This is a genomic window from Paenarthrobacter nicotinovorans, assembly GCF_007670255.1.
Classification (GTDB): Bacteria; Actinomycetota; Actinomycetes; order Actinomycetales; family Micrococcaceae; genus Arthrobacter; species Arthrobacter nicotinovorans_B.
Genome location: NZ_SZVS01000004.1, coordinates 320,260 through 346,411 on the forward strand (window position 1 = coordinate 320,260; position 26,152 = coordinate 346,411).

Sequence of the window (26,152 nt, forward strand, 5' to 3'; positions counted from 1 at the left end):
ATCGTAAAAAAGTCGACACATCGAATATCTCGAAGGGAACCCAGCGATGAAACTAGCCACCCTGCGCATCTCGGGCGGACGTACGACGGCGGCACTCGCCACGGGCGACGGTACTTACGTCGCGCTTCCGGCCACTGATGTGGGCGCTTTCCTGAACCGGAAGAATTGGCGACTCATCGCCCTGGCAGCCGAGGGTGAGGAGATCAGCAACCCGGACTTCGCACCCCTGCTCCCCAATGCCGGAAAGGTAATCTGCTGTGGCCTGAACTATGGCGACCACATCCAGGAGATGGGCCGGGACCTCCCCGAATACCCAACACTGTTCGCCAAGTACGCGGACACCTTGGTCGGCGCGAACGATCCTGTAGAAGTCCACGGGAGTGGGCGCGTCGACTGGGAAGCCGAGCTGGCCGTCGTCGTGGGTTCCGAGCTGTACCAAGCGGACGAGGACCAGGCGCGCGAGGCAATAGCCGGCTACACCGTTGCCAACGACGTCTCCATGCGCGACTGGCAAAACCGGACGCTGCAGTGGTTCCAGGGCAAGGCCTGGGACCGGACCACTCCGGTAGGCCCGGTACTGGTCACCGCGGACGAGGCCGGGGAGCACTTCCAGGTCAAGGGCTACGTCAACGGCGAGCTCGTCCAGGACGGCAACACCCGCACGCTCGTCTTCGGCCCGGCGCAGCTGTTGTCCTACATTTCGCAGTTCACCATCCTGCGCCCGGGCGACCTCGTCCTCACCGGGACGCCCGGGGGAGTGGGCATGGGTATGACCCCGCCGCGCTTCCTGCAGGACGGCGACACGCTGGTCACCGAAATCGAAGGGATCGGCCGGTTGGAAAACCGCTTCGCAATCCACGTACCCGTCCACGCCTAAGAACACCGCCTAAACAAGAGGAGAAACCCCATGAGCCAGGCCACCACCGAATACCGCCTCGAAGGCGACAACTCCATCTACGCCCAGCCGGACGGCAAGGTAGTCCCTGTCGTCACCCGTGCCGGCGCAGAGGACACCAACACGGCCCAGTCCGGTGACTGCATCCGCGTCTCCGGCGTCAGCATCCAGCACACCCCGGCAACCAAGATTTGGTTCGGCCAGGTCTCGAACACTCCCGGCTACCGCTCCCTCCCTCACCACCACGGCGAAGCAGAAACCGGCGGCTACGTTCTCCGCGGCCACGGACGTATCTACTTCGGTGAGAACTACTCAGAGTTCATCGACATGAAGGCCGGCGACTGGGTATTCGTTCCGCCGTTCATGCCACACGTTGAAGCGAACATGTCTGTCACCGAGGAACTTGTCTGGCTGACCGCCCGCACGCCGGAGAACCTCGTGGTCAACCTCGAGGACGTCCCGGACGAGACCCTCGCCGACTACCGCCGGGCCTAGCCATGATCACGGGAACCCTGACGTCGGAGACCTTCCTCCGGGCCGTTGACCTGACGGAGACGGAAGCCCAGGTCTTCGACGAAGCCTATGAGGCCACTACCCAGTACGTTCCGTGGCCCAAGGCTTACGGTGGAGACATGGTGGCCCAGGCCGCAGCGGCGATGATGCGCTCAGTGGATGCCGACCGGCAACTCCACTCGATGCACAGCTACTTCATGCGTCCGGTGGATATCGGCTCCATGGTCCGGTACGAGGTTGAGCACCTGCGGGATGGTCGCGGTTACTCCACCCGCACTGTACGGGGTTTCCAGAACGGCAAGCCTGTGTATGCCGCAATGGGTTCCTTCCAGGTTCCCGAAGACGGGCCGCACTTCCAGCCCGACGCGCCTGCCGCCGTCGAGCCTGAATCGCTGCGCTCCGCAGCAGAGGCGCTCACCGGAAGTGAAGGCGCAGCCGCCGATTACTGGGGAACCGGCCGTAGTTTCGACATGCGGCATATTCCCGGGCCGGTATATGTAGAGCTGGAGGGTGGAACGGCCCCCCAGCAGGCAATCTGGGTCAAGGCCTTCGACACCCTGCCTGATGACCCCAACCTGCAGCGCACCGCACTGGCGTACGTGTGCGACTACACAATCCTTGAACCGCTCCTCCGGGTCAACGGCCTCAACTGGTCCAGCCCCGGCCTCTCCACCGCCAGCCTTGACCACTCGATGTGGTTCCACCGCGACGGCCGGGTGGACGACTGGGTGCTCTACGCCCAAGAAGCCATCTCCGGCCAAAGCAACCGCGGCCTCGCCATGGGCCGCTTCTTCGACCGTCAGGGAAGACTCCTCGCGACCGTGGCCCAAGAGGGCATGATCCGCGCCTGACACCACCATCCCCAGCCCCAACGACGCACCACTGAAAGGAACGGCCATGAGCATGTTGCCATCGGCCCACGTGGACACGTTCACCCGAGACCACCTGCCGTCCACCGATACCTGGCCGGCGTTCGAATTCACCCTCCCCGAACTGAACTACCCGGACCGGCTCAACGCCGCCGCCGTGCTGATCGACGACGCTGTCGCCCGGCACGGCGCCGACCGCCCCGCCCTCCGCACCCCAGACGGCGTTGTCTGGACGTACGGCGAGCTCCAGACCCGCTCCAACCGGGTTGCCCAGGTCCTCACCGAGGACCTTGGCGTGGTGCCCGGCAACCGCGTCCTGCTTCGCGGCCCGAACAACCCGTGGATCGTCGCGGCATGGCTGGGCGTCCTGAAAGCCGGCGCCGTGGTGGTCACCACCATGCCCATGCTGCGCTCCACCGAAGTCTCCACGATCATCCAGCTCACCAAGCCGGTGGTCGCCATTTCGGACCACCGCTTCGTGGATGAGCTCGCGGTCGCGGCGGGGGAGGACGTGACGGTCCTGACGTACGGAAAGAACGACGACGGCGACCTCACCGCCCGCTGCTCGCGCAAGAGCGGGGAGTTCACGCCAGTAGACACGTCCTCGGACGACGTTGCCCTGCTGGGGCCGACGTCCGGAACTACGGGCGTGCCCAAGGTGACCATGCATTTCCACCGGGACATCCTGGCCAACGCGGACACCTTTGCCCGGTACATTCTGGAGCCCACGGCTGACGACGTCTTCGCGGGATCTCCTCCGCTGGCCTTCACCTTCGGCCTCGGCGGACTGGTGGTCTTCCCCTTGCGGTTCGGTGCATCGGCGCTGCTGACGGAAAAGGCCGGTCCTGTGGAACTGGCTGAGCGGGCAGCAGAGGCCGGAGCCACGGTGCTCTTCACTGCACCCACGGCCTACCGCGCGATCCTGAAGGAGAACCGCGGCGACCTGCTCAGCGGCCTCCGGGTTGCCGTCTCCGCAGGCGAACACCTGTCCAAGGAAACGTGGGAAGCCGTCCACGAAGCTACCGGCCAGCGATTGGTCAACGGCATTGGTGCCACGGAAATGCTGCACGTGTTCATCTCGGCGGCCGGGGACGACATCCGTCCGGGTACCACCGGCAAGGCCGTGCCGGGCTACCGAGCCACGATTCTTGACGCCCAAGGCAACGAACTTGGGGCAGGACAAACCGGACGTCTGGCGATCATCGGACCCACGGGCTGCCGGTACCTCGACGATCCCCGGCAGGCGAACTACGTGGTGAACGGCTGGAACGTCACGGGGGACACGTTCTCCATGGACGAGGACGGCTACTTCACTTACCAGGCACGCTCGGACAACATGATCGTCTCCTCCGGGTACAACATCGGCGGACCCGAAGTGGAAGCGGCCATCGACCAGCACCCGGACGTGGTGGAAAACGCGGTCATCGGCATCCCGGACGAGGAGCGCGGCAGCATCGTGTGCGCGTTCGTGGTCCTCCGCGAGGGCGTCACCGGAGATGCTGCCAAGCGCAAGGAGATCCAGGACTTCGTGAAGCAAACCATCGCCCCGTACAAGTACCCCCGCGATGTCCGCTTCGTCACCGAACTTCCACGCAATCCCAGCGGCAAACTGCAGCACTTCAAGCTGCGCGACCGCGTCCTCGCGCAGGACATTTCCAGCACCAACGAACTTACCGCCGCAGGCCAGAGCCAGGCGTAGAAGGAGCAACACCATGAAGATCGCAATCGTCGGAGGCGGCCCGGGCGGCCTGTACTTCGCAGCACTGATGAAGCAGCTCGATCCGTCCCACGACATCACCCTCTGGGAACGCAACGCTGCCAGCGACACCTTCGGGTTCGGCGTCGTGTTTTCCGATGAGACCCTCGGCGGCATCGGCAACGCGGACCCGGTGGTGGCCGAGTACATGAGCCGCCGCTTCGCCCGCTGGTCCGACATCGACATCCACTTCCGCGGGGAAACCATCACCGTGGGTGGCCAGGGCTTCGCTGCCATGAGCCGCAAGGAATTGCTGGAACTGCTGCAGCGCCGCTGCATCGAGCTGAACGTGGATGTACGGTTCAGCACCCTGGCCCCTGCCATCGAGGAACTGGAGGCCAACTACGATCTGGTGCTTGCCGCAGATGGCATCAACTCGCAGATCCGCGCCAAGTACGCAGACTCCTTCAAGCCCAACCTGGACCCACGGACCAACAAGTTCATGTGGCTCGGCACCAACCAGGTTTTTGAAGCCTTCAAGTTCTTCGTGAAGGAAACCGAGTGGGGCGTCATGCAGATCCACGGCTACCCGTACTCGGACGAGGGTTCGACGTTCATCGTGGAAATGCACCAGGACGTTTGGCATGCTGCAGGCTTCGACGAGACCGCGAATGAAGTCTTCCCTCCGGGCGTCTCCGACGAGAAGTCGATCGCCAAGATCCGTGAGATTTTCGCCGAGGAGCTGGACGGCTACGAGGTCCTCACCAACAACTCCAAGTGGATCAACTTCACCACCGTCCGCAACCAGAGCTGGCGCAAGGGCAACGTGGTCCTGCTGGGCGACGCCGCCCACACCGCGCACTTCTCCATCGGCTCCGGCACCAAGCTGGCCATGGAGGATTCCCTGGCGCTGGCCGCCTGCCTGCACGAGCACGCCGATCTCCAGGAAGCTCTGGAAGCCTACGAGACCGAGCGGCGCCCTGTGGTCGCGTCCACCCAGCGTGCGGCACAGGCTTCGCTGGAGTGGTTCGAGCGGATCGGCCAGTACAAGGACCAGGATCCCACTCAGTTTGCCTTCAACCTGCTCACCCGCAGCCGCCGCATCACCCAGGAGAACCTGCGCCTGCGTGACCCCGAATTCGCCGACGCCGTGGACAGGAACTTCGCCGAATCCCAGGGTCTCACCGAGGTTGCGCCGGCGATGTTCCAGCCGTACTCCATCGGTGAGCTGGAGCTCAAGAACCGCATCATCGTCTCCCCGATGGACATGTACTCCGCCACGGACGGCATCCCCGGCGACTTCCACAAGGTCCACCTCGGTTCCAAGGCACTTGGCGGTGCCGGGCTGGTCATGACTGAGATGGTGTGCGTCTCTGAAACCGGCCGCATCACCCCCGGTTGCAGCGGCCTCTACACCGACGAGCAGCGGGACAGCTGGAAGGAAATCGTCGACTTCGTCCACTCCCGCTCCACCGCGAAGATCGGTGCCCAGCTGGGCCACTCCGGCCGCAAGGGCTCCACCAAGCTCATGTGGGAAGGCATCGACCAGCCCCTCGACTCCGGCAACTGGACCGCCGTCGGGCCTTCCGCCCTGCCGTACAGCGCCGAAAACCAGACCCCCGTGGAACTGGACCGCGCGGGCATGGATGCCATCAAGGCCGAGTTTGTCGCAGCCACCAAGCGCGCCGATGAAGCAGGCTTCGACCTCCTCGAGATCCACGCAGCCCACGGCTACCTGCTCTCGTCCTTCCTCTCGCCCGTTTCCAACCGGCGCACGGACGAATACGGTGGCAGCCTGGAGAACCGGCTGCGGTTCCCGCTGGAAGTGTTCGACGCCGTCCGCGCCGCCTGGCCTGCCAACAAGCCGGTGACGGTACGCATCTCCGCGACGGACTGGATCGACGGCGGCAACACCTCCGATGATTCGGTCCAGATCGCCAAGGCGTTTGTGGAGCACGGCGCAGCTGGCCTGGACATCTCCACCGGCCAAGTCGCCAAGGAAGAAAAGCCCGCCTTCGGACGCAGCTACCAGACCCCGTTTGCCGACCGCATCCGCCAGGAAGTCGCCGCTCCGGCAGGCGTGGCCATCATCGCCGTCGGCGCCATCTCAAGCTACGACGACGTGAACTCGATCCTCCTTGCTGGACGTGCCGACTTGATCGCCCTGGGCCGCACCCACCTGTACGATCCCCAGTGGACCCTCCACGCAGCAGCCGAGCAGGAATACCAAGGCCCGGGCGCCCAGTGGATTCCGCAGTTCCGCGCCGGACGCCGCAAGCCACCAAGCTCACGCACCGACGCCATCCGCCCGCGCTTGTCCCTCTTGAAGGAGCCCGATGCCGAAGAAGCCACCAACCACCTGCGCTGGACCCCGGCCGCATCAGCCCGTTCAGCATCGGTCCTGGTGAAGTAGCCGTGGCCGCCGCACCCGTCAACACCTGGAACGTGCCCAAGCGCACCACAGGTGTGGTGCTCCTCTGCTGCTGGCTGGCGATCCTCGCCGAAGGTTACGACGTCGGCGTGCTGGGAGCCGTCCTTCCCGCACTGGCCGAGTACAAGGAATGGAACCTCTCGCCGCTCGCGCTGGGTGGCCTTGGCTCATATGCCCTGATCGGCATGCTTATTGGCGCCCTGTTCATCGGCACCCTGAGCGACCTTGTGGGGCGCAAGAAGATGCTCTTGGCCTCGATGATCATCTTCACGCTCACCCAAGCAGGTGCAGCCTGGGCGCCGACTCCGGAGCTTTTCGGCTTCTTCCGCCTGATCGGTGGGCTCGGCATGGGCGGCGTGATTCCGGTGGCGGCGGCCCTGACCATTGAATATTCCGCCCCCAACAAGCGCTCATATAACTACGGGCTCATGTATTCCGGCTACTCGCTGGGCATCGTGGCAGCGGCGCTTGCTGCCCTGTTCGTCCTGCCGCTGGGTGGGTGGCGTGCGGTGATCGCGATCGGCGCCGCACCCGTGGTCCTGCTGCCGGTGATCTGGAAGTTCCTGCCGGAGTCGCTTGAGTACTTGGAGTCCAAGGGCCGGGGTTCCGAAGCCACGTCGCTCGCGGCAAAGCTGGGAATCACGGATTACCGGCCGGTGGTTGTCGCGAAGCCGGCGGCTGGTGGCCCAGTGGATCCGTGGTGGAAGACCATCACCACCATGTTCTCCCTGCAATACCTCCGCTCCACCGTGTTCTTCTGGATCTCGCTGTTCTGCGGCCTGCTACTTGTCTACGGACTGAACACCTGGCTGCCGAGCATCATGAAGAAGGCCGGCTACGACCTCGGCTCCTCCCTGACCTTCCTCCTGGTCTTCAGCCTCGCCTCGGCCATCGGCGGCCTGCTCCTGGGCCGCGCTGCCGACAAGTACGGCAAGAAGCTGATCCTTGTGGTCTTCTACATCCTGGGCGGCCTGGGCATCATGCTCCTCGTCTTCCCGAACACAATGGTGGTCAACCTGCTGTTCGTGGCCTTCGCCGGCGTCGGATCCATCTCCACTTCACTGGTCCTCACGGGCTACATCGCCGACTACTACCCGGCGAAGGTGCGCGGCACGGCGACGGGTTGGGCGCTCAGTTTCGCCCGGCTCGGTGCCATCTCGGGCCCGTTGATCGGTGGGTGGATCGCCGGTTCGAAGCTCCCGTTCGAGGCGAACTTTGGGATCTTCGCCGGTATCGCGGTCCTGGCCGCTGTCGCCGTCGCGCTCATTCCGAAACCGCAACCAGAGGTGCCGGTGGCCGCCGTCGACGTTGATCCTGACGACGCCGCAATCGGCGCACGGTAGGAGAGCCATGTACCCGGAGGCGTGCGTCGAGCGAACCGTCGAATGGGTGGACACGGACGCCTCCGGGCACCAGCACAACTCCGCGATCATGCGCTGGGTGGAGGCGGCGGAAGCTGAACTGTTCCGCCGCCTCGAACTGCCGGATTACTTCCCCAGCGCACCGCGGGTGCAGCAGGTCATCAACTACAAAGCGAAGCTCTGGTTCGGCCAGCGCATTAATGCGACCGTGAAGGTGCACGCGCTGGGCCGGACCTCGCTGACCCTGGCTTTCGAGATAACGTCCGACGCCGGTGAGGTCGCCGCATACGGGACGGTCACCACAGCGCACGTCCCCCAGGGGGCCAGCACAGCACAGCCCTGGCCCGAACATCTAATCAGGGCTGTCTCGCCCCCGCGAGTTGGCACTTAATGACAATCCGGGGCTCCGGGATTGTCATTAAGTGCCAACTCGGCGGAGGGTTTTTGCTTAGCGCAGGCCCTTCAGGACGTTCTTGGGGCGCTGCATTTCACCGTGCTTCGCCCCGAGGATGATGACCCAGGCAGCGAAGGCCGGGATGGCCCACTGCAGGGCTTTCAGCTGGTTTTGGGCCGACTTCAGTTCATCGGAGGCGCCCGGGCGTGGTTCCGTGGCTCCTTCGGCGCCTTCACCGGAGAGCTGGTCCACCTTCTTGCCCACAATGCCCGCGTACAGAGTCACGGCTGCTCCGGCCAGGGTGACCACCGTCTTGTAGACGGTGTTGGCGGCGACGCTGTCCTGCTTGGCGATACGGCCCTTGTTCTCCCAAGCAATGGCGAGATCGGAGGCGAGGTGGCCAGCGAACGCTGCGGTCTGGATCGGGGCCCACTTACCCCAGCCCTTGCTGGACAGGCGGGTGCGCTCGGTGGGGTCCTTGGCTTCTGCCGCGGCGCCGTTGAGCCCAATGGCCCCCATCAGAGAGCCGCCAAACCATGCTGCGGCGGTAAGGTCGTGAATGGAACGGGCTACAAGATTTCCTGCCATGATGTGCTTCCTATCGTCGATGCGGAAAGTACTGGGTGTGGCTTCTTGATCCTTGACGCGGAGTTCAAGCGTGCCTCCATAGTAAGCATCCTTAGTATGGCGTTGCCACTCCGTTGAGGGAACAGCCCAGTGCCCACACCTATGATGAAGTGGACTGGCGCCTGAACAGCGGCGCGGAAATGAGGATGTTTTCGATGTTCGCCGTCCCGGCACCCCCGGTGCGCCACCAGCAACTCCTCGTCACGATCTTCGGCCTCTACGGCCGGAACGCGGGCGATGCATTGCCGGTCTCAGCACTGATCTCCATGCTGGGTTCCCTGGGGTACGACGCTCCGGGTGTGCGGTCGTCAGTTTCACGGCTCAAGGCCAAAGGCGTGCTGAAAAGCGTCCGTGAGGGCGGCATCGCCAAGTACAAAATTTCGGAGTCAATCAGTGACGTGTTCCGTGAAGGGGACCGGCGGATCTTCGCTCCCGAACAGCCCGCCCCGGTAGACACCTGGGTGCTGGCAGTGTTCTCCGTGCCGGAATCGCTGCGCAACCGCAGGCACCAGTTGCGGTCCGCATTGTCCGGTCTGGGGTTTGGCTCCGTGGCCAACGGTGTGTGGATCGCGCCCGCCCACAAGCTGGAACAGGCCCGGGAACGCCTCACTGCGGACGGGTTGATCGAATTCGTTGACCTGTTCAGGAGCGACTACGTCTTTGACGGTCCCATGCGCCCCAAGATCTCCGAATGGTGGGACCTCAAGGAACTCGATGAGCAGTTCACCGAGTTCCTTGAGCTGTATTCAGGCGCGGAGCAGCAGTGGATCGAACGCGTGGGTGATGACCCCGATGTCGCTTTGGCCGAGTCCACGGAGGAGCTTAGGCGTGACGCTTTCCGCTACTACATCCCCATGCTCACCATGTGGCGCAAGTTTCCGTACCGGGACCCGAACCTTCCAACGGATTACCTGCCACCGGAGTGGCATGGACCCGCGGTTCGCCGGACCTTCCAGGCCGTTCACCGCTTGGCGGCACCCCTGGCCGCGGCGCATGCGCACGAGGTCATTGCCGAGGCGCTGGATCCGGCAGCCGCCTAGTCGCTGGTGCGGGGCGCGTCGATGATTCCGAACACCTCACCTTGGGGTGCCTGGATTATCGCCATGCGTCCCAACGGGCTGTCCATGACCGGCATGACCAGGCTGGCACCAAGCGCAGTCGCCTCCGTGGCCGTCCGCTGGACGTTGTCGCTGGCGAACCAGGCAAGCCAGTGATCCGGCGCGCCAAGGGCAAGCTCAGTGTCGTAGTGGATCCCGCCGACTTCCCGTCCATCCTGCGGGCGCTTGATGGTGAAATAGACGAATTCGTCTTTGGTGATGTCCTGGAAGCTGACATCGAAGACGTCCGAATAGAAGGTCTGTGCAGCCTCGTAGTCGCTGGTGTGGAGCTCGTTCCAGCACAGGGCGCCGTGCTCGTTGACGCGTTCAGCGCCGATGTGGTTTCCCGCTTGCCAGATGCCGAACACGGCACCGATGCTGTCCATGGCCAGCGCCATCCGTCCCGAATCAAGGACGTCGAAGGGCGGCGCGACCACTTGGCCGCCGGAAGCAGCCACTTTCTTCGCCGTGACATCAACGTCGTCTGAGGCGAAATACGTGGTCCAAACGTTGGGAGCACCGGGGTCTTGCTTGGGTCCGATTCCGGCCACGGCGCGTCCCCCCACCTGGGCCAGGAGATAGCCGCCTGAATCCTCACCCCCGGAGAGGTACTCCCAGCCGAAAAGTCCCGAATAAAAGGCCTTGGCGGCTTCGGGATCTTCCGCTGCCAGGTCCACCCACATGGGGGTGCCTTCGGGCCAGCTCGAGATTTTGGTGGACATGGAACTCCTTGGATAGGGCTGATGGGCGCAGCTGCCTCCCCGGTTGCCCCATGCGCTGGGCTTCCGGGGAGGCAGCCACTCTTAAAGTGCGTCAGCTACCCAATTCGTGACACGGTTCAGGCTGCCAGGTCTTCCAGGACGGCCATCGCAGCATTGTGTCCACCGAGCCCGCTGACGCCCCCGCCGCGCCGCGCCCCTGCACCGCACAGGAAGACCCGGGGGTGTCCCATGGCCACTCCCCACCGTTCGGCCGGCGAAGTGCGTGGCTCGTCGTCCTCCAGGAACGGCCACTGCAGGCTCCCGTGGAAGATATTTCCTCCGGACATGTTCAGTGCGTGTTCCAGATCCAGGGTGGTCTTTGCCTCGACGCAGGGATTTCCGTCGGCGTCTGTCAGCAGCAAATCCTCAATGGGTTCGGCCAGGACGGAGTTGAGGGAAGCCAGCACTGCGGCGAGCAGTTCAGCCCGCAACTGCCCGTTGTTCTCCTCGGTGACCAGCCGGTGGGGAGTGTGCAGCCCAAAAATGGTCAGGGTCTGTGCTCCGGCCTGGACGAGCTCGTCGGAGAGGATGCTGGGATCGGTCAGGGAGTGGCAGTAGATTTCGCAGGGCAGCGGGTCCGGGATGGCACCCTTCAACGCTGACTGGTAGGCATCTTCCAACTGTCCATAGTCCTCGTTGATATGGAACGTGCCGCCGAAAGCCGCTTCCGGGGCCACCGACTCGTCCCTGAGCTTCGGCAGGCGGCGCAGGAGCAGGTTGACCTTGATTTGCGCGCCTTCCGGGGCGCTGCCTGCAGCGGGGGAGCCACCCAACAGGCCTTGCAGAACCCACGGTGACACATTGGACAGCACGCGCTCACCGCCGAAAGCATGCGATTCGCCGCCACGCTGGAACTGGACTTCGCCGTCGTCGGATATGGCGGTGACTGTCGCGCCGGAAATCAGGGTGGCGCCGGCCTCCCTGGCCACCCGTTCAAGCTCCTTGGAGACCGAGCCCATGCCTCCCAGGGGGATATCCCAGTCACCGGTTCCGTTCCCGATGACGTGGTAGAGGAAGCAGCGGTTGGCGTCGAGCGATGGGTCATCCAGTGACGTGAAGGTTCCGATGAGCGCATCGGTTGCCACCAGGCCTTTGACCAGCGGGTGGTTCAAGCGTTCCGAGATGGCCTGGCCCAGGGGGTTTTCGATGTAGGTGTTCCACAGTTCGTCGTCGCCAACGAGTTCCCGGGCTTCCGAGCGGGTGGGAAGGGGATCGCAGACCGTGGGGAAGAGGGCTTGGGCCAGTTTTCCGGTCTCGGCGTAAAGCCCCTCGAGTGCGTCAAAGTCCGCGGCAGCGTCATCGGAGACGCGGGCAAAGGAGGCGCGGCTTGCCACGGGATCGGCCCCATCGATGAGCAGTCCGGTTCCGGGGTTTGCCGGGTTGGGTGTGTAGGACGAGTAGCGCCTGCGGGCGAGATCGATCTGGAGTCCCAGTTCGCTGACGATCCGCTGCGGAAAGAGGCTGACCAGATAGGAGTAGCGGGACAGGCGGGCATCCACGCCTTTGAAAGCGGCCGCGGAAACAGCGGCCCCGCCGAAGTGGTCTTCCCGCTCCAGGACGGCGACGCTCTTGCCGGCGCGGGCGAGGTAGGCCGCGGCTGTCAGGCCGTTGTGGCCACCGCCGACAATGACGACATCAAACTGTGTTTTTTCCATGACATGAGGGTAGCCATGCATTGCCACTGCTTACTGAAACTGATTTTTGACGTAAGAAATGCTTGGGCTCGCGATGAAAAGGCGGCGGGCAAGCGTAAGCCGCCTGCCCGCCGTCGTGCGTTACTGGATGGTGCGCGTCGCTTTGGCGAGGTTCTCCCGGAGTTCGTCGGCGTTCTGCCGGATGACGTAGGCCGGGCGGTCGCGCTCTACGCGCCAGCTGTCTTCCAGGGGCCCGATGTTGACGGCGTCGAAGCCGAATTCGTCGTAAAGCCTGGTGACGAGCTCGGCCGCCTCCGGGAAGTCGCTCGCGGTGGCAAGTGCGCGCCGGTTGTCGGTTCCGGCGGGGGTGCCGTCCGTGGTGATGTCCTTCGCGAAGATGTGGTTGAAGCCCTTGGCCACCTTGGACGTGGGGAGGTGCTTCTGGAGCAGTCCGGACGTTGTGGCCTCGCCGTTGTCGAGCTCGGGGATCCGGCCGTCACGCTCCCAGTAATAGTTGTTGGTGTCGATGACGACTTTGCCCTCAAGCGGTTCCGCCGGGATATCACGGTAGTTCTTGAGCGGAACGGTTACGACGGCGAAATCGCCTGCCGCTGCTGCCTCGGCTGCCGTCGCGGCGCGGGCCCGCGGGCCCAGTTCCGCTACGAGCCCGCTGAGCGTTTCCGGACCTCGTGAGTTGCTGATCACGACGTCATAGCCAAGTTCCACTGCCTTGCGTGCAACCTGGCTGCCAATGTGTCCTGCACCGATAATTCCGATTGTTGTCATATCTACGCCAACAAGAAGTTGCAGGCGCCTATTTCCCGCGTTACGGATTATTTCCAGGGGCTTATACTAAGTAGTCTTACTAAGCTGTTTTTCATCGAACACGAGGAGGTAGTGATGGCCGGGCGCTTGGAACTGGTGGAAACGCCTGATGGGGGATACCGGGTTTTGATGGTGGACGGCGCAGATACCTTGATGGGTCTGTCCAGGCGGTTTTCCTCAGTGGATGAGGCTGTGGGAGGGGTGGCTGCCATTCGCGAAGTAGCAGGCACTGGCCTCCTCCAGACCGGCTCCGCGGAGCGGTACGCCGTGTTGATGCTGGAAGAGCCCGCAATCGATTCCGCGCTGGCGGACCAGGGTGCACGGAAGCAATCGAAGGTGGTCAGCTGTGAGCAGTGAACCGACGGCAAAGACGCGCGGCGTTCTGTTCGACGTGGACGGCACGCTGATTGATTCGAGTTATTTCCATGCCATGGCGTGGTGGCAGGCCTTCCGGCGCGAGGGGTTCGACGTCGAAATGTCGGCGATCCACCGCTGCGTAGGCATGGGCGGCGACCGGCTCATCCGGAGCCTGGTTCCTGACTCCACGGAGGAGTTGCAGGAAGCCTTGAAATCCTCGCACAGTGCGGTCTTCTCGACGTTCTGGCCCGCTTTGCGGACTTTCGACGCCGCCCGGGACCTTTTGGCTGCATGCTCGGAAGCCGGCTTGGCCGTCGGGCTGGCGTCCTCGGCGCAGGACCGCGACCTGGAGGTCAGTCGAAAGCTGCTCGACGCCGGTTCCTCCATTGATGCGTGGACCAGCTCCAGCGATGCCAAGGAGAGCAAGCCTGCGCCCGACATCCTGGAAGCGTGCCTGGAGAAGCTCAAGCTGACGCCGAAGGACGTGGTGTTTGTTGGCGACGCGGTCTGGGATGTCAAAGCCGGTGCCGCCATCGGAATACCCGTGATTGCCCTGACCTGCGGCGGAATCAGTGCGGCAGAGTTGCGCGACGCGGGTGCCGCGGAGGTCTATGACAATCCGCGGCACCTGCTGGAAAACCTCGAAGACAGCCTTCTTGGAAAGCTGGCCTAGCGTTCGTCGCTGATCCCCTTGTCGCGGCCCCGGCGGTTCCGCAGGGTCCAGATGATCAGCGCGAGGATAATCACGGCTGCGACACCCGCCAAGACCCATGGCACGGCGCTGGTGCGGTTCTGCTCCTGGGGATCGGATTCTCCGGTTCCCGGGTTGGCGGGTCCGCTGCCGGCCGGGTTGGGCGTGCTTGGGGCTCCCGAGGAGGGGGCGGGGTTGGTGGGCTTCTGCGTTGACGGGCCGGAGGGGTTGCTGGGCTCCGGCGTCGGGGTCGCCGTGGTGGCGCCGACGTGGCCCTGCGCCTGGACGGCCGTTGGGGCCGAAGCGTTGGCTGCGACGGCGGTGGATGCCATGAACCCGGTGAAGAGGGACAGGGCAAGGGTGGTCGTGGCTAATTTACGAAGCATCGGTATCTCCTGAGTAGGGGGCGTGTTCGCGAATCCTCATACTCGTAAGCATACTGACTAAATTGGCGCTGTGGATGTTCCGGGGGTGCCGCCTTCGCTAAAGGCGGCACCCGTGCCCGGCCTAGCGGTTCAGCTTGTCCGCGTCCGGCTCCTGGTCGCCAATGTGGCCAGGTGCGTTGGCCGCAAGGACACGCTGGACGAACGCGCTGTACTCCTCCATGTAGTGCCGCAACAGCGCAGCGGTGCCTTCATCGCGGACGGAACCGTCGGCGTCGTAGGCGTCTGCGACGAAGCGGATGTACGCCTCCGGCGCGTTCAGCTGCGGAGCGTCAAGGAAGCTCAGGACGCTGCGCATGGAGGACTGCATCACGGCCGTGCCGATGCCGCCCGGCGAAGCGCCGATGATTCCGGTAGGTTTGCGGGCGAAAGAATTGGTTCCCCAGGGCCGCGACCCCCAGTCGATCGCGTTTTTCAGGGCGCCCGGGATGGAACGGTTGTATTCCGGGGAGATGAACAAGATGCCGTCCGAGGCTGCGATTGCATCCTTCAATGCCTTGCCTGCTGGCGGGAAGTCGGCGTCGTAGTCCGAGCTGTAGAGCGGAAGGTCCTTGATTTCGATCTCATGGAACTCAAGTTCAGGTGGTGCCACGCTGATCAGCGCTTTGGAGAGGGTCCGATTGATCGAATTGCTGGCAAGGCTTCCAACGAAATAACCGATTTTGAAAGTGTCCATAGCGGCGTTCCTTTCCGACGGCACGGCCGGAACCGGCTCGTCGACGGTGTTGTTGCGGGTTGACCCGCTCCAACCGACCCTAGTGGACATGTGCGCGGAGCGCAGCCCCTGTTGGATGCGCGCCACGAGCGCAGCCTGGTCCGCCCGCTCGTCGTTCAGATAGGCGTCGTAGGCAACGACGTCGAGATCGCAGGGTGCCAGAAGACAAATGACATGACAGCCGCTCTTCGAGGCGTCGATGATGCCCACGCGTTTTTCGGCCTCCCCGGAGTAGTAGCCGAACGCGGCCTCGTGAACGGACTGACTTACCGGATGACCGAAACCCTCCGGGAACTCGGAGCTGGGTTCTAAGACGGCTCCACTCCACACCGGCAGGCCTTCGTCATCCCGGGAATTTCAGTCCGTGTACTCGTCCGCCCATAACCAACCTCCCCGGGCAGTACACCTAGAAGGCAGGGCTGAGGAGCGCAATTTTTCCGATGGGCTCTCGCTAGTGAGAAGTTCGATTAGTTAGCCAGGCCGAACAGCTCTTGTGCGTTCTGCTTGAGCGCGCGAGAGCGGACGGCGCGGTCTTTTGTTGCCGCCTCTATGGTGTCCCGCGCGGCAAGTACATCCCCATAGGGGGTGTTCGACCCGAACAGGCACCGGTCCGGAAGCTCCTTGAGCGCGGCACGAACGACGAACAGCTGCAATGCGGAAGATAGGTCCAGGTAGACGTTGGTGTGCTGAATGGCAAGGTCAACCGCGAGCATGCTGTTGAGCCCACCGAACGCTCCAATAATGACTGGCACCTGCGGATAGCGGGTGGCGACAGCTGCATATGCGCGCAGGTCGTCAGCGTTGTTCGGCGCGATTCCGTGTGTCAGGACGGGGAGCGGTCTGCCGGCTGCGGTCTCAGCAGATGCCCGCACGACCGCTTCGATCAACGCGCCTTGACCACCCGCAGGCGTGACCTCACCGAATCCCACGGTGCGGGGATCGGCCACGGCGTCCCCCGCCGCCGCCAGAATGCGCGTGTAATCCCATTCAAGGGGGATCTTGCGCATCGTCACTGCCTCGGGCCAGACAGCCAGTGCGCCCAGGACTTCTTGCTGACTTCTCTTGTATAGCGCGTCGGGGGTGTCAGCGCCGTCGAGTAACTGCGCCAAGCTGTCGAATTCGGCCCGGACTTCCGCCAGTGTCGCAGCGTTTTCGGGATGTACTGAGGTGGATAGCAGGACAGGTCGTGTGACGCCAGCTTCCTCGGCTCGCTGCCGGTACGAGTCAAAGTCGGCGGTTACGTGCGCGTGAATGTCGATCATCATGGTTCCTCTCTGTTCACTACGACGCTAAACTCTGACATCAATGTCAAGGTCAAGTCAGAGGAGCACAATCGTGCGTATCGGGCGGCTGGCTCAAATCACCGGTGCCTCACCGCGGTCACTGCGTCATTACGAGTCTGCGGGATTGATCCGGTCCCATCGGCTCGCAAACGGGTATCGCGACTACGAGGAAGATCAGGTCAGACAGGTTGCGCTGATTCGTGACTTGCTGGCAGCAGGGCTGGCTCTGGACGCGATCGCCGTGGTTGCACCCTGCCACGACATCGACGGGATCGCCCCGCGGTGCGAAGTTGCGTCCGCACGTATCGATGCCGAGATTGCCAAGCTTGATCAACGAGCCGCCGAGCTCGCCTTGGCGCGAAGCCGCCTGCGAGCACTCCGGAAGTAGCTGGACATGGAAGGTCTCCTCGTTGAGTATCCCGTTGGGGGTCCAGGGGGTGGTAGCTTCCGAGACGTTCCGGATACGTTCAGGGCACCTGCGAACAATGTTCCCGCCCTCGGTGCGCGAATTCCAGAATTCGAACATTTTCAAACCTCCCTACGCCTATCGCCGCCCCGCCCGCGTGCATAAACTCGTGGCAACCACGTTCTGGTCGGTTCCGGAGAGGGGCGGCGTTGAAAGCAGGCATTGCACACGAGGCGCTCGACGGCGAGCGGCGGGTGGCGGCCACGCCGGAAACGGTCAAGCAGCTGACCGGGCTGGGACTCGACGTCGAGATCGAGTCCGGTGCCGGCGTCGCCTCCGGCCACAGCGACGCCGACTACCAAAACGCCGGGGCCGTCGTCGTTCCTTCCCTGGACCTCGGCACGCTCGACATCTACTGCCATGTGCGTCCAATGGATCCGACGACGGCGGGAGCCCTCCGCCGGGGCGCCGTCACCGTAGGGTTGGGGTCGCCGTCGTCGGAGTTGCCTACCGTGCGCGCGCTCGCCGCAGGGGGCGTCACGTCGTTCGCCCTTGAGCTGGTGCCCCGCATTTCCCGGGCACAGTCGATGGATGCGCTGACCTCGCAGGCCCTCGTTGCCGGCTACCGTTGTGTTCTCGAAGCAGCAATGCGCCTGCCCCGGTTCTTTCCCCTGTACATGACCGCCGCGGGGACCATCCCGCCGGCCCGCGTGCTTGTTTTGGGCGCGGGTGTGGCCGGGCTGCAGGCGATCGGCACTGCCAAGCGTCTTGGGGCCCGCGTCTCCGCCAACGACATCAGACCAGCCTCGGCCGACGAGGTCGCGTCAATGGGTGGCACCTTCATCAAACTCGACCTCGAAACCGCCGAAGCCTCCGGAGGATACGCCCGCGAGCTCAGTGCCGATCGGGGTGCGCTGCAACGGGCCCGCCTCGCCCCGCATGTTGCCCAAGCAGACGTCCTCATCACCACCGCGGCAGTTCCCGGTAGGCGTGCGCCGCTGCTGGTGAGCCGCGAAATGGTGCAGGGCATGCGCGCCGGGTCCGTGGTGGTGGACCTCGCGGCGGAGTCCGGCGGCAACGTGGAGGGTGTCATTCCCGGGCAGGACCAGCACATTCCCACCGCCGACGGCCAAGGCACCATCACTCTGGTCGGCCTCAAGGATCCCGCGTCCGCCATGCCCGCCGATGCCTCCCGTCTCTTCGCCAAGAACGTCTCCAACCTGCTTGCGCTCATCACGAAGGACGGGGTGGTCGCCCTTGATTTCGACGACGAAGTGGTGTCAGGCACCTGCTTAACGCACGACGGCGTCATCCGGCATGCGCCCACGGCGGAAGCTCTCGCGGCGCTCGCCGGGGAGACGGCCGGGGAAGTACATGGACCGGAAGGAGTGCATTGATGGATGGCCTGAGCTTGCTGACGATCACAGTGCTGGCGGTGTTCGTGGGATTCGAGGTGGTCTCCAAGGTCTCCAGCACCCTGCACACGCCCCTGATGTCCGGGGCCAACGCCATCCACGGAATCATCCTGGTGGGCGCGATCATCGTGGCGGGGCAGGCTTCCGAGCCGTGGGTTTTGGCGGTGGCGCTCCTGGCTGTCGTCCTTGCAACGGCCAACCTCGTGGGTGGCTTCGTGGTGACCGACCGCATGCTGGAGATGTTTCACGGAAGGCAGCGACCGCCGTCGGACGTTAACACGGCGGGGAAGGCAGGCCGGGCAGCAGAGGGGCGCCGACCGTGACGCTCCTGAACCCGACGTGGACCGCCCTGCTGTATCTGGCCGCGGCGGTGTGTTTCATCCTCGCGCTGAAGGGGCTCAGCTCGCCGAAAACCGCGCGCCGCGGCAACCTGATTGGCGCATTTGGGGCGCTGGTGGCTGTGCTGACAGTCTTCCTGTCCGTGAAACTGGACAACATTCCGTGGATCCTCGGGGCGATCGTGGTGGGCTCCGGGATCGCGGCGCCGGTGGCACGACGTGTGCAAATGACCCAGATGCCGCAGCTTGTTGCCTTGTTCAACGGGGTGGGTGGCGGTGCCGCAGCATTGGTAGCGCTGATTGAATTAACCCACACGGAGGACTCTTGGGTGCGCCTGGCCATTGTGTTCACGTTGCTGGTTGGCGCGGTGTCGTTCGCCGGCTCGGCGGTCACTTTTGCCAAGCTGCAGGGGATCATGACCACGCGGCCTGTCACCTTTCCGGGGCTTCCGGTGCTGATGGCTGTGGTGTTGCTGGCGGCTGTTGCTGCCGGTGTGGTGGTTATTGCCAGCGGAGCGCCAGGCTGGGCTTTCGTGTTGCTGTTGCTGGGACTCGTGGCTGGTGTCCTTTTGGTCCTTCCGGTGGGCGGCGCCGACGTGCCGATCGTGATTTCGCTGCTCAACGCTTTTACTGGCTTGGCCGTGGCCGCTTCGGGCTTGGTGCTGGGGAATGTGCTGCTTGTGGTTGCCGGTACGTTGGTGGGCGCCTCGGGCACCATCCTCACCCGGGCCATGGCGGCGGCCATGGGCCGCAGCGTCGCCGGCATCCTGTTTGGCGCCTTCAAGGGAGGTTCGACGGCGGGATCCACCGCGGTGAGCGAGCGTCCAGTGCGCTCGTCCAGCGCAGAGGACGTGGCGGTGCTTCTGGGCTATGCGCAGCGGGTGATCATCGTGCCCGGCTACGGCTTGGCCGTGGCCCAAGGTCAACACACGGCAGCGGAGCTTGCGTTGGCGTTGGAATCCCGCGGAACTGAAGTCGACTTCGCGATCCATCCCGTGGCCGGACGCATGCCGGGGCATATGAATGTACTGCTGGCCGAGGCGAATGTGCCGTACGAGTCGCTTAAGGAAATGGGCGACATCAACTCCGAGTTCAAGACCGCGGATGTTGCCCTGGTGGTCGGCGCCAACGACGTTGTGAATCCTGCTGCCAAGACCACGTCCGGCTCGCCGATCTACGGGATGCCCATCCTGGAGGTTGCCGATGCCCGTCAAGTGGTGTTCCTCAAGCGCTCCATGCGCCCCGGCTTCGCGGGCATCGAGAACGATCTTCTCTATGAACCCCAAACGACGTTGTTGTTCGGCGATGCCAAGGACTCCCTGACCAAGGTGCTTGGTGCGGTGAAGGCGCTGTGAAGCCGATTAAGTTGTGGATATAAATTAAATAAGTTGGGGAATCGCGTCAGAATTTCCGCCTTGGCGGCACACCTTCTGTAAAGGGTTTTGTAGACGCGAGGAGTGATCCGTTGCAAGAGGGTGGGAACAATTCGCTGTTCGGGGCGCGTTTTGACCGGGCTGCCGGAAAACGGGTGTCCGACTGGAAGTTGCTCGCGGGCCAAACTGTCCAGATCCTCCGCGGAAAGGAGATCGTGGACGAGGGCATCGTGGATGCAGTGACCTTTGATGGCAATGTCCTGTGGCTTCGGCAGAAAGGGCCCATCGGCCGCCGGATGGTCCTAAAGGAGCGGGGCACAGGTATCAGGGTGCGGCTCCTCAAGTAGGGCTGGGCTATTGCTTCCTGCGGTGCCGACGCTTTCGGAGTGGTGGGCCATCGGCATATGGTGAAAGGTAAGAAGCATCCTGTCCTTTTACCAATGCACTCCGAATCGAGGGTTGAGAAAATGACCGTAAAACTCAACAAGAAGGCATTCGAGAACGCAAAGCACCTGATCCGCGACGGCAAGGCTGTCAAGGACGAACGTGATGACTGGAGCGAGCACGCACCCTCCACCAAGGAGGAGAACGCCTTCCTGGACAAGCACGATTTCGCTGACTACGGCAAGTGGTACCTCGGTGTCGACGACGAACACCCCGACGACCAAAAGGGCCACTACAAGTTCCCGATCGGCGACTTCAAGAAGATCCACCGTTGTGGAGTCATCTCTGCGGAAAGCCGGGCCGGTCAAAACGACTACGACGACATCCGGGACGCCCTGGGCAAGCTCCTCGAGCTGATCGACAAGGACTGAGCCGATCCACACCGGGTAGCCCGAGGACGTCCCGTCCTTCCATCAAGCCAGCAGTCGGCCCCACTTCGGGTCCAGCAGCGGTGCCCCGGCCAGTTTCAGGGCATGCCAGAGGGTGACCGCCACGGAATCGAGAACGGGTACTCCGGTGCGGGCCTCCACCTCCGCCGTGATGTTGGCGCCGTACAGGTTGGTGCAGAGGTACACCAAGGCATCAGGATGAGAGGCGGCCAATTCGAGGGAGCCGGGCAGCATCTCCTGGTCCGTCACCCGGGCGAAGGACTCGTTGTCGCTGAGATCCAAGTGCCTGTGGTCGATTGTCTTGATGCCCTCGCGGTCGTAGGAAGCGATCACGGCGTCATTCACGTCGGAGGTGTACGGGGTAAACAGCCCAATCCGCTCGGTGCTGAACGCCCCAAATGCTGCCAGATAGGCAAGCGTCGACGTGGTTGCGGGGATACCGGTGGCTTCGGTGATCTCGCGGACGATTGCGTGGTCGTGTTCAGCTCCAAGCCAGGAACCCGAGGTCCCGTTCCAGGCAATGACATCCACATTCGCGGTGGCCAGGAGTTCGGCCGCGTCGCGCATCACGGTGGCATCGAATTGCTTGTCCGAGGAGTCATCCAGGGCAATACGGGTGACGGGAATGCGCGTGGAGTGGACGGTGACGTCCCGGCGCTCGCCGAGGATCCGGTACGTCTGTGGTTCCAGACAGGTGTTGGAGGACGGCACAATCATGCCGATGCGGGTGGGTCGGTCAAGGGTAGGCATGAGGGACTCCTTAGACAGAAGCGGAAGTGGGTGCGGAAAGGGCATCGCGGTGCTCGGTGAAACCGTTCCGCGAGACGAAACGGCCCACGGGGCCGGGATCGTGGAAGCCGTCGCCATCCAGGACCACGCGTCCGGCGGAAACCACGACGGCGGGCCAACCGTTCAGCGTCTTCCCTTCGAAAGGCGAGAAATCAGTCCCCATGTGCAGCGCACCGCCGTCGACGGTTCGCTGTGCGGCGGGATCGAAGATCACCAAGTCCGCGTCGAAACCCTCCACGATTGCTCCCTTGGAAGGGAGCGCGTTGATCCGGGCTGGACCCGCCGAGAAGACCTCAACGAAGTCCTCCACCGAACCTCCGGCCTCGGTGACCAGGGCAGTGAACGTGACAGGCATGCGGGTCTCGACGCCGGGCAGGCCGTGGGGCATGAAGCGGACATCGTCCGTGCGTTCCCGCTTCTGGGAGAGGTCGTAGCAGGAGTGGTCCGAGGAAACGGTGTGGATGGCGCCAGCTGCGAGGCGTTCCTTCAACGCAGCTACAGTTTCGGCGCTGCGCATGGGCGGGCAGCAGGCGTACCACTCAGGGAAGGTTGAGCCGTAGACCGTGTCGTCCAGGGTGAGGTAGTGCGGGCACGTTTCGGAATACGCCTCCATTCCCCGCGTTCGGGCCTCGCTGACCAGATCTACCGCGCCGGGCGTGGACTGGTGCACGAAGTACACAGGGGCTCCCGTGTACTCGGCCATGGCCAATGTTTCCTTGACGGAAATCTCCTCGGCGAGCTCGGGCCGCGTGCGGTGCAGATGCTCTATCCCGATCAGTCCGTCCGCGGCGTGCTCTTCCGTGCAGTCGCTGATGATGGCGTCGTGCTCGGCGTGGATGTAGGTCAGGCCGTCCAGCCGCACCATCTCACGCATCACCTTAAGGATGGTGTCGTTGTCCGCCATGGTCGATCCGCGGTTGGTGGTGTACATCTTCACTGAGCGGATACCCTCGGCAGCCAACTGTTCCAGTTGCCAGGGCACGGTCTCGTCCCACGAGATCACCGAGCCGTGCAGGGCAACATCACAGCGGGATTCCGCGGCGAGGCGCTTCTTGTTGAGGGCTGCATCCAGCGGGGTTTCCTGGGCATCGCGGGGGATGCCGAAGTCGATGATGGTGGTGGTTCCGCCCCACAAAGCAGCTGTGGAGGAGATGTTGTAATCATCCAGGGTTCGGAAACGGCCGGTTACCTGGGCTACATGGCAGTGTCCGTCCACGCCGCCGGGGATGACCAGCATGCCGGCAGCGTTAATGGTCCGAGCAGCCAAAGGTATGGGTTCCGATGCATCAATCAGCGAGGTGACTTTGCCGGCGTCGACGATCACATGGGCGGCCTGCCGCCCGAAACTGTTCACCACGGTGCCGTTGGCGATCACGAGGTCTGGGAGTTGGGACATCATCGTCCTCCTTTTCTGAAGTGTCTTAGGCGGTGGGCGAGAGCTGGGCCGATTGGGCGGCCGTCAGCGCGGCGTCGAGGTTGGCGGAGAGGCCGCGTCGGGTCTTCACCGGCGGGGCCGCGAAAGAACCACCACGGTGGACGCCGGACTTCAGCGACACCACGGCTTCGGCCATGCGCACACCGGCGGAGATACCGTCCACCACGGGCACGGGGATCCGGCCTTCGAGCTCACGGGCCAGCCCCGCGAGCGGCGCACCGGCCAGGATCACGACGTCGGCGCCGTCCTCTGCGACGGCCTGCCGGCTCAGTGCCAGGAGGGTTTCCTTGAAATCCGCCTGGACCGAGCCGATTGAGTTGAGGGACTGATTGATGGAACGGATGGACGCGAGGCGGCCGCCGAAGCCGAAGCGCTCCACGCAATCGCGGTACCAGGCCTGGATGCGGTCCGAGATGGCAATGATGGAGAAACGCTGGCCCTGCAACGCGGCTGCGCACAGGGCGGCCTCAGTGATCCCGATGACCGGGACGTCCACGAGTTCCTTCAGCGCGGGCATGCCCGGGTCGCCGAAGGCGGCCACCACTATGCCGTCCACGGCGGGAGCCGCGCCGGCGTGCGCAGCTGATGTGCCGCCGTCGTGCGCGTATTCGGCGATCAGCTCCGCAACGGCACCAGCGGCGATGAGCGATTCGAAGCGCGTCTCGATGTACTCGACGCCGTGCCCGGCGGTCCGGACGATCAGCTCGGTGTCCGTGCTGGCGGAACGGAGGGCTTCGGCCTCGATGAGCGCCGTGACGTCGTCGCTGATGTTGGGGTTGATGACCAGGAGTTTCATGGTTTCTTCCGTAGCTGGGGCTCCGTGGCGCTGTAGTCCTCGGGGAACTGGTCGCGGTACTTTCCAACGTGCGACGCCGATTGGGCGGCGGCGCGGTCGGCGTCACCGCTGGCGATCGCTGCGTAGAGTTCGCGGTGTTCGCGGATCAGTTCCGGGAGGTCGCTGACGTGGCGGAAGAGCCAGTGCATGCGGCCTTGGAGGGGTTCGAGTGCCGAGCGGAGAAAGTCGTTGTTGGCGATGCCGGTGATGGCATCGTGGAATTCGCTGTTGGCGCGGTGGGCTTCCAGGACCGAGCCTTTGGCGAGGAAGTGTTCGGCCTGGTCCAGCAGCCCGGAAAGGTGTTGGAGGTCCTCCGGCGTGGCGCGCTTCGCGGCGAGCCGGCAGGCCAGGACTTCCAGGGATTGGCGGACATCGAACAAGTCCTCCACATCCTTGGGGCTCAGGCCGCTCACTTCGGTGCCCCGCCCCGAGCGGTCCCGGATGAGCCCTTCCTGCCGGAGCATCCGAAGGGCTTCGCGGATGGGGAGGCGGGAGACGTTGAACTCTGCGGCGAGGTCCCGCTCCACCAGCCGGGTGCCGGGCGCATAGTGGCCTTCGAAGATCCGGGTACGGAGCGTGTCACGCACGGATTCCCGGAGGGGGCGGTCCGTGGTGTTCGTGTCTTCTGCGGTCAGCATGTCAGCTCCATTTCCGTGATGTGTAAGGCGATGCGCCCGGCCCGGCGGTGTCCGGCGTTGGGTGGTTCAGGACCCTCGGCCGGCCCGGTGAGTGCGAGTCAGACCGGGAGCCGCTTGTTGTAATCCAGGGCCAGGACGGAGACGCCCATGACTACCGCGGACCCAACAAAGTAGATCAATGCCCAGGTGTAGGAGCCGGTTGCCCCGACAATCAGGCCTACCACAATCGGAGTGATGAACCCGGCAATGTTGCCGCTGAAGTTCATTGCCCCACCGAGGACGCCGGCGTTGGTGCGGCCGCCCAGGATGGACGGGATGGACCAGAACAGGCCGACCCAGCGGAGGAAGAACAGGACTACCGAAAGAAGCACGACGGCGGTGATCGGGTCAGCGACGACGGTGACACCAACCAGTCCGCCCACCACTACGACGCTGGAAATGCCCAGCAGTGTACGCATGACCTTGTTGGCCGAAGCACCGGCGGCACGCCACTTGTCCGCAATGGTTCCACCGAGGATCTCGCCGACGAACCCGGCGCCGAAGATCACGAACGTGGACCAGCCGATGGTCTTGAGGTCGAATCCCTTTGCCTGCGCCAAGTAAAGCGGGCCCCACGTCAGCAGGCCGTAGAACACGCCGTTGAAGCCCAGCCAGCCGAAGCACATTGCCCAGAAGGAGCGGAACTTCAGGTAAGGCAGGAGTGCGCGCTTGCCCTGGGCGCCTTCGCGGGCGGCTTCTGCGTCTTCCTCAGCATGGGAAGCCTCGATGTAGTCCGCTTCAGCGTTGTTCACGCCCTTGTGCTGGCGGGGATTGTCGCGGATGTACCACCAGACGGCCAGGCCCATGAGGATGGTGGCTGCGCCGGCGATGATGAACGACATGCGCCAGCTTCCGGTGGAAGCGATCAGCCAGGTGATGAGGATGCCGCCAAGGCCTGCGCCGAGGGGAGCGCCTGCGTCAAGGATCGTGGCGCCGCGGCCCCGTTCCTTCTTGTGCATCCAGATGGCGTTGAGTTTGCCGCCGGCGGGCATGACGCCTGCTTCGGTGACGCCGATGCCCAGGCGGGCGATGAACATGCTCAGGAAGCCTCCGGCGAAACCGGACGCGGCCGTTGCTGCGCCCCAGCCGATGCAGGACGCCGTGACCACCTTGCGGGGGCCGAACTTGTCGATCAGCCAGCCGACAGGGATCTGCATGAGGGCGTAGGTCCAGAAGAAGGCAGAGAGGAGCAGGCCGACGAGTTCGGGAGCCAGGTTGAATTCTTTTTGGATGATGGGGAGTGCCACGGAGATGGAACCGCGGTCGATGTAATTGACCGCGACCAGGACCAACAACAGGATGAAGAGCTTCCAGCGGACGTTCGTGCGGCGCTGCACGCCGTCCTTGCCGGGTTGTTGCTCGCTGTCCTGGGTTGCCACTTGGGTGTTTTCGAGAGACACAGCTTCTCCTTCAGTAGGAGTCAACGGGTGGGAATGTCTTTAGGGCTTTTTGGGGCTTT

The 26,152-nt window shown here is 63.9% G+C and carries 29 protein-coding genes; 17 read left to right on the forward strand and 12 right to left on the reverse strand.

The annotated features are described in order from the left end of the window. Window positions 1-46: 46 nt before the first annotated feature. From FDP28_RS08740 to FDP28_RS08770, 7 genes are read left to right on the forward strand one after another with little or no spacing between them, the layout of a single operon-like run. Window positions 47-877 carry a fumarylacetoacetate hydrolase family protein gene (locus FDP28_RS08740; RefSeq protein WP_144660638.1) on the forward strand — a complete coding sequence of 277 codons (831 nt, stop codon included), beginning with the start codon at window positions 47-49 and terminating at the stop codon, window positions 875-877. A 30-nt stretch (window positions 878-907) separates the two neighbouring features. Next, entirely contained in the window at window positions 908-1,390 is a 483-nt protein-coding gene (locus FDP28_RS08745) for a cupin domain-containing protein (RefSeq protein WP_144660639.1), read from the forward strand. 2 nt (window positions 1,391-1,392) lie between these two features. Further along, entirely contained in the window at window positions 1,393-2,259 is an 867-nt protein-coding gene (locus tag FDP28_RS08750) for an acyl-CoA thioesterase (protein WP_144660641.1), read from the forward strand. A 46-nt stretch (window positions 2,260-2,305) separates the two neighbouring features. Then, entirely contained in the window at window positions 2,306-3,976 is a 1,671-nt protein-coding gene (locus tag FDP28_RS08755) for an AMP-binding protein (RefSeq protein ID WP_144660643.1), read from the forward strand. Window positions 3,977-3,989: 13 nt separating this feature from the next. Next, window positions 3,990-6,386, forward strand: coding sequence for a bifunctional salicylyl-CoA 5-hydroxylase/oxidoreductase (locus FDP28_RS08760; protein WP_144660645.1), 2,397 nt, complete (start codon window positions 3,990-3,992; stop codon window positions 6,384-6,386). A 2-nt stretch (window positions 6,387-6,388) separates the two neighbouring features. Beyond that, on the forward strand, window positions 6,389-7,747 hold the full coding sequence (locus FDP28_RS08765) for an MFS transporter (protein ID WP_144660648.1): 1,359 nt from the start codon (window positions 6,389-6,391) through the stop codon (window positions 7,745-7,747). Window positions 7,748-7,754: 7 nt separating this feature from the next. Continuing rightward, a complete protein-coding gene (locus FDP28_RS08770; RefSeq protein ID WP_144660650.1) occupies window positions 7,755-8,156 on the forward strand; it encodes an acyl-CoA thioesterase in 402 nt (133 codons plus the stop codon). Window positions 8,157-8,213: 57 nt separating this feature from the next. Here FDP28_RS08770 and FDP28_RS08775 read toward each other — a convergent pair whose 3' ends face one another. Next, complete coding sequence (locus FDP28_RS08775) at window positions 8,214-8,747, reverse strand: ABC transporter permease family protein (protein ID WP_144660653.1); 534 nt, start codon at window positions 8,745-8,747, stop codon at window positions 8,214-8,216. Window positions 8,748-8,926: 179 nt separating this feature from the next. Here FDP28_RS08775 and FDP28_RS08780 point away from each other — a divergent pair, with 179 nt between their 5' ends. After that, the gene (locus FDP28_RS08780) at window positions 8,927-9,826 is read left to right on the forward strand and encodes a PaaX family transcriptional regulator (RefSeq protein ID WP_260842398.1); all 900 of its coding nucleotides are present in this window, start codon (window positions 8,927-8,929) and stop codon (window positions 9,824-9,826) included. On the opposite strand, the gene FDP28_RS08785 is transcribed toward FDP28_RS08780, so the two are convergent. The 3 genes from FDP28_RS08785 to FDP28_RS08795 all read right to left on the reverse strand — a co-directional run bounded on the left by FDP28_RS08785 (window position 9,823) and on the right by FDP28_RS08795 (window position 13,064). Next, the gene (locus FDP28_RS08785; protein ID WP_186313562.1) at window positions 9,823-10,605 is read right to left on the reverse strand and encodes a VOC family protein; all 783 of its coding nucleotides are present in this window, start codon (window positions 10,603-10,605) and stop codon (window positions 9,823-9,825) included. The two genes, FDP28_RS08780 and FDP28_RS08785, sit on opposite strands and share 4 nt — an antisense overlap. Before the next feature lie 116 nt (window positions 10,606-10,721). Continuing rightward, on the reverse strand, window positions 10,722-12,299 hold the full coding sequence (locus FDP28_RS08790; RefSeq protein ID WP_144660656.1) for a phytoene desaturase family protein: 1,578 nt from the start codon (window positions 12,297-12,299) through the stop codon (window positions 10,722-10,724). 120 nt (window positions 12,300-12,419) lie between these two features. Beyond that, window positions 12,420-13,064 carry an NADPH-dependent F420 reductase gene (locus FDP28_RS08795; protein ID WP_144660658.1) on the reverse strand — a complete coding sequence of 215 codons (645 nt, stop codon included), beginning with the start codon at window positions 13,062-13,064 and terminating at the stop codon, window positions 12,420-12,422. A gap of 114 nt (window positions 13,065-13,178) precedes the next feature. Between FDP28_RS08795 and FDP28_RS08800 the strand changes: the two genes are divergently transcribed. Further along, window positions 13,179-13,460: a hypothetical protein gene (locus FDP28_RS08800; protein ID WP_260842399.1), complete on the forward strand. Its 282-nt coding sequence runs from the start codon at window positions 13,179-13,181 to the stop codon at window positions 13,458-13,460. Beyond that, the gene (locus FDP28_RS08805; RefSeq protein WP_144660660.1) at window positions 13,450-14,133 is read left to right on the forward strand and encodes an HAD family hydrolase; all 684 of its coding nucleotides are present in this window, start codon (window positions 13,450-13,452) and stop codon (window positions 14,131-14,133) included. Before FDP28_RS08800 ends, FDP28_RS08805 begins: the two co-directional genes overlap by 11 nt. Here the strand turns inward: FDP28_RS08805 and FDP28_RS08810 are convergent. Together FDP28_RS08810 and FDP28_RS08815 are read right to left on the reverse strand one after the other, a co-directional pair. After that, entirely contained in the window at window positions 14,130-14,537 is a 408-nt protein-coding gene (locus FDP28_RS08810; RefSeq protein ID WP_144660662.1) for a hypothetical protein, read from the reverse strand. The genes FDP28_RS08805 and FDP28_RS08810 overlap by 4 nt on opposite strands. A gap of 121 nt (window positions 14,538-14,658) precedes the next feature. After that, window positions 14,659-15,270 (reverse strand): NADPH-dependent FMN reductase, encoded by a 612-nt coding sequence (locus FDP28_RS08815; protein WP_144660664.1) that lies wholly within the window; start codon window positions 15,268-15,270, stop codon window positions 14,659-14,661. Window positions 15,271-15,360: 90 nt separating this feature from the next. Between FDP28_RS08815 and FDP28_RS08820 the strand changes: the two genes are divergently transcribed. Continuing rightward, complete coding sequence (locus FDP28_RS08820) at window positions 15,361-15,621, forward strand: DUF1016 domain-containing protein (protein WP_144660666.1); 261 nt, start codon at window positions 15,361-15,363, stop codon at window positions 15,619-15,621. Between the two features lie 155 nt (window positions 15,622-15,776). Here the strand turns inward: FDP28_RS08820 and FDP28_RS08825 are convergent, their stop codons facing one another. Next, window positions 15,777-16,574, reverse strand: coding sequence for an amidohydrolase family protein (locus FDP28_RS08825; RefSeq protein WP_144660668.1), 798 nt, complete (start codon window positions 16,572-16,574; stop codon window positions 15,777-15,779). A gap of 70 nt (window positions 16,575-16,644) precedes the next feature. Between FDP28_RS08825 and FDP28_RS08830 the strand changes: the two genes are divergently transcribed. From FDP28_RS08830 to FDP28_RS08855, 6 genes are all read left to right on the forward strand, one after another. Then, complete coding sequence (locus tag FDP28_RS08830; RefSeq protein WP_222120628.1) at window positions 16,645-16,980, forward strand: MerR family transcriptional regulator; 336 nt, start codon at window positions 16,645-16,647, stop codon at window positions 16,978-16,980. Between the two features lie 227 nt (window positions 16,981-17,207). Next, on the forward strand, window positions 17,208-18,395 hold the full coding sequence (locus tag FDP28_RS08835; protein WP_144660673.1) for an NAD(P) transhydrogenase subunit alpha: 1,188 nt from the start codon (window positions 17,208-17,210) through the stop codon (window positions 18,393-18,395). Beyond that, a complete protein-coding gene (locus FDP28_RS08840; protein WP_144660676.1) occupies window positions 18,395-18,736 on the forward strand; it encodes an NAD(P) transhydrogenase subunit alpha part 2 in 342 nt (113 codons plus the stop codon). Before FDP28_RS08835 ends, FDP28_RS08840 begins: the two co-directional genes overlap by 1 nt. Further along, complete coding sequence (locus tag FDP28_RS08845) at window positions 18,733-20,106, forward strand: NAD(P)(+) transhydrogenase (Re/Si-specific) subunit beta (protein WP_144660678.1); 1,374 nt, start codon at window positions 18,733-18,735, stop codon at window positions 20,104-20,106. Before FDP28_RS08840 ends, FDP28_RS08845 begins: the two co-directional genes overlap by 4 nt. 110 nt (window positions 20,107-20,216) lie before the next feature. Next, window positions 20,217-20,471 (forward strand): hypothetical protein, encoded by a 255-nt coding sequence (locus FDP28_RS08850; RefSeq protein ID WP_260842400.1) that lies wholly within the window; start codon window positions 20,217-20,219, stop codon window positions 20,469-20,471. A 120-nt stretch (window positions 20,472-20,591) separates the two neighbouring features. Then, window positions 20,592-20,939: a hypothetical protein gene (locus FDP28_RS08855; RefSeq protein ID WP_144660680.1), complete on the forward strand. Its 348-nt coding sequence runs from the start codon at window positions 20,592-20,594 to the stop codon at window positions 20,937-20,939. 42 nt (window positions 20,940-20,981) lie between these two features. Here the strand turns inward: FDP28_RS08855 and FDP28_RS08860 are convergent, their stop codons facing one another. The 5 genes from FDP28_RS08860 to FDP28_RS08880 form a co-directional block, all read right to left on the reverse strand. Continuing rightward, the gene (locus FDP28_RS08860) at window positions 20,982-21,707 is read right to left on the reverse strand and encodes a maleate cis-trans isomerase family protein (RefSeq protein ID WP_144660682.1); all 726 of its coding nucleotides are present in this window, start codon (window positions 21,705-21,707) and stop codon (window positions 20,982-20,984) included. A gap of 10 nt (window positions 21,708-21,717) precedes the next feature. Beyond that, a complete protein-coding gene (locus FDP28_RS08865) occupies window positions 21,718-23,142 on the reverse strand; it encodes an amidohydrolase family protein (protein WP_144660684.1) in 1,425 nt (474 codons plus the stop codon). 25 nt (window positions 23,143-23,167) lie between these two features. Further along, complete coding sequence (locus FDP28_RS08870; RefSeq protein ID WP_144660687.1) at window positions 23,168-23,977, reverse strand: aspartate/glutamate racemase family protein; 810 nt, start codon at window positions 23,975-23,977, stop codon at window positions 23,168-23,170. After that, window positions 23,974-24,654, reverse strand: coding sequence for a GntR family transcriptional regulator (locus tag FDP28_RS08875; protein ID WP_144660689.1), 681 nt, complete (start codon window positions 24,652-24,654; stop codon window positions 23,974-23,976). The genes FDP28_RS08870 and FDP28_RS08875 overlap by 4 nt, the downstream gene beginning before the upstream one ends. Before the next feature lie 98 nt (window positions 24,655-24,752). Continuing rightward, complete coding sequence (locus FDP28_RS08880; protein WP_222120629.1) at window positions 24,753-26,093, reverse strand: MFS transporter; 1,341 nt, start codon at window positions 26,091-26,093, stop codon at window positions 24,753-24,755. Window positions 26,094-26,152 lie beyond the last annotated feature (59 nt).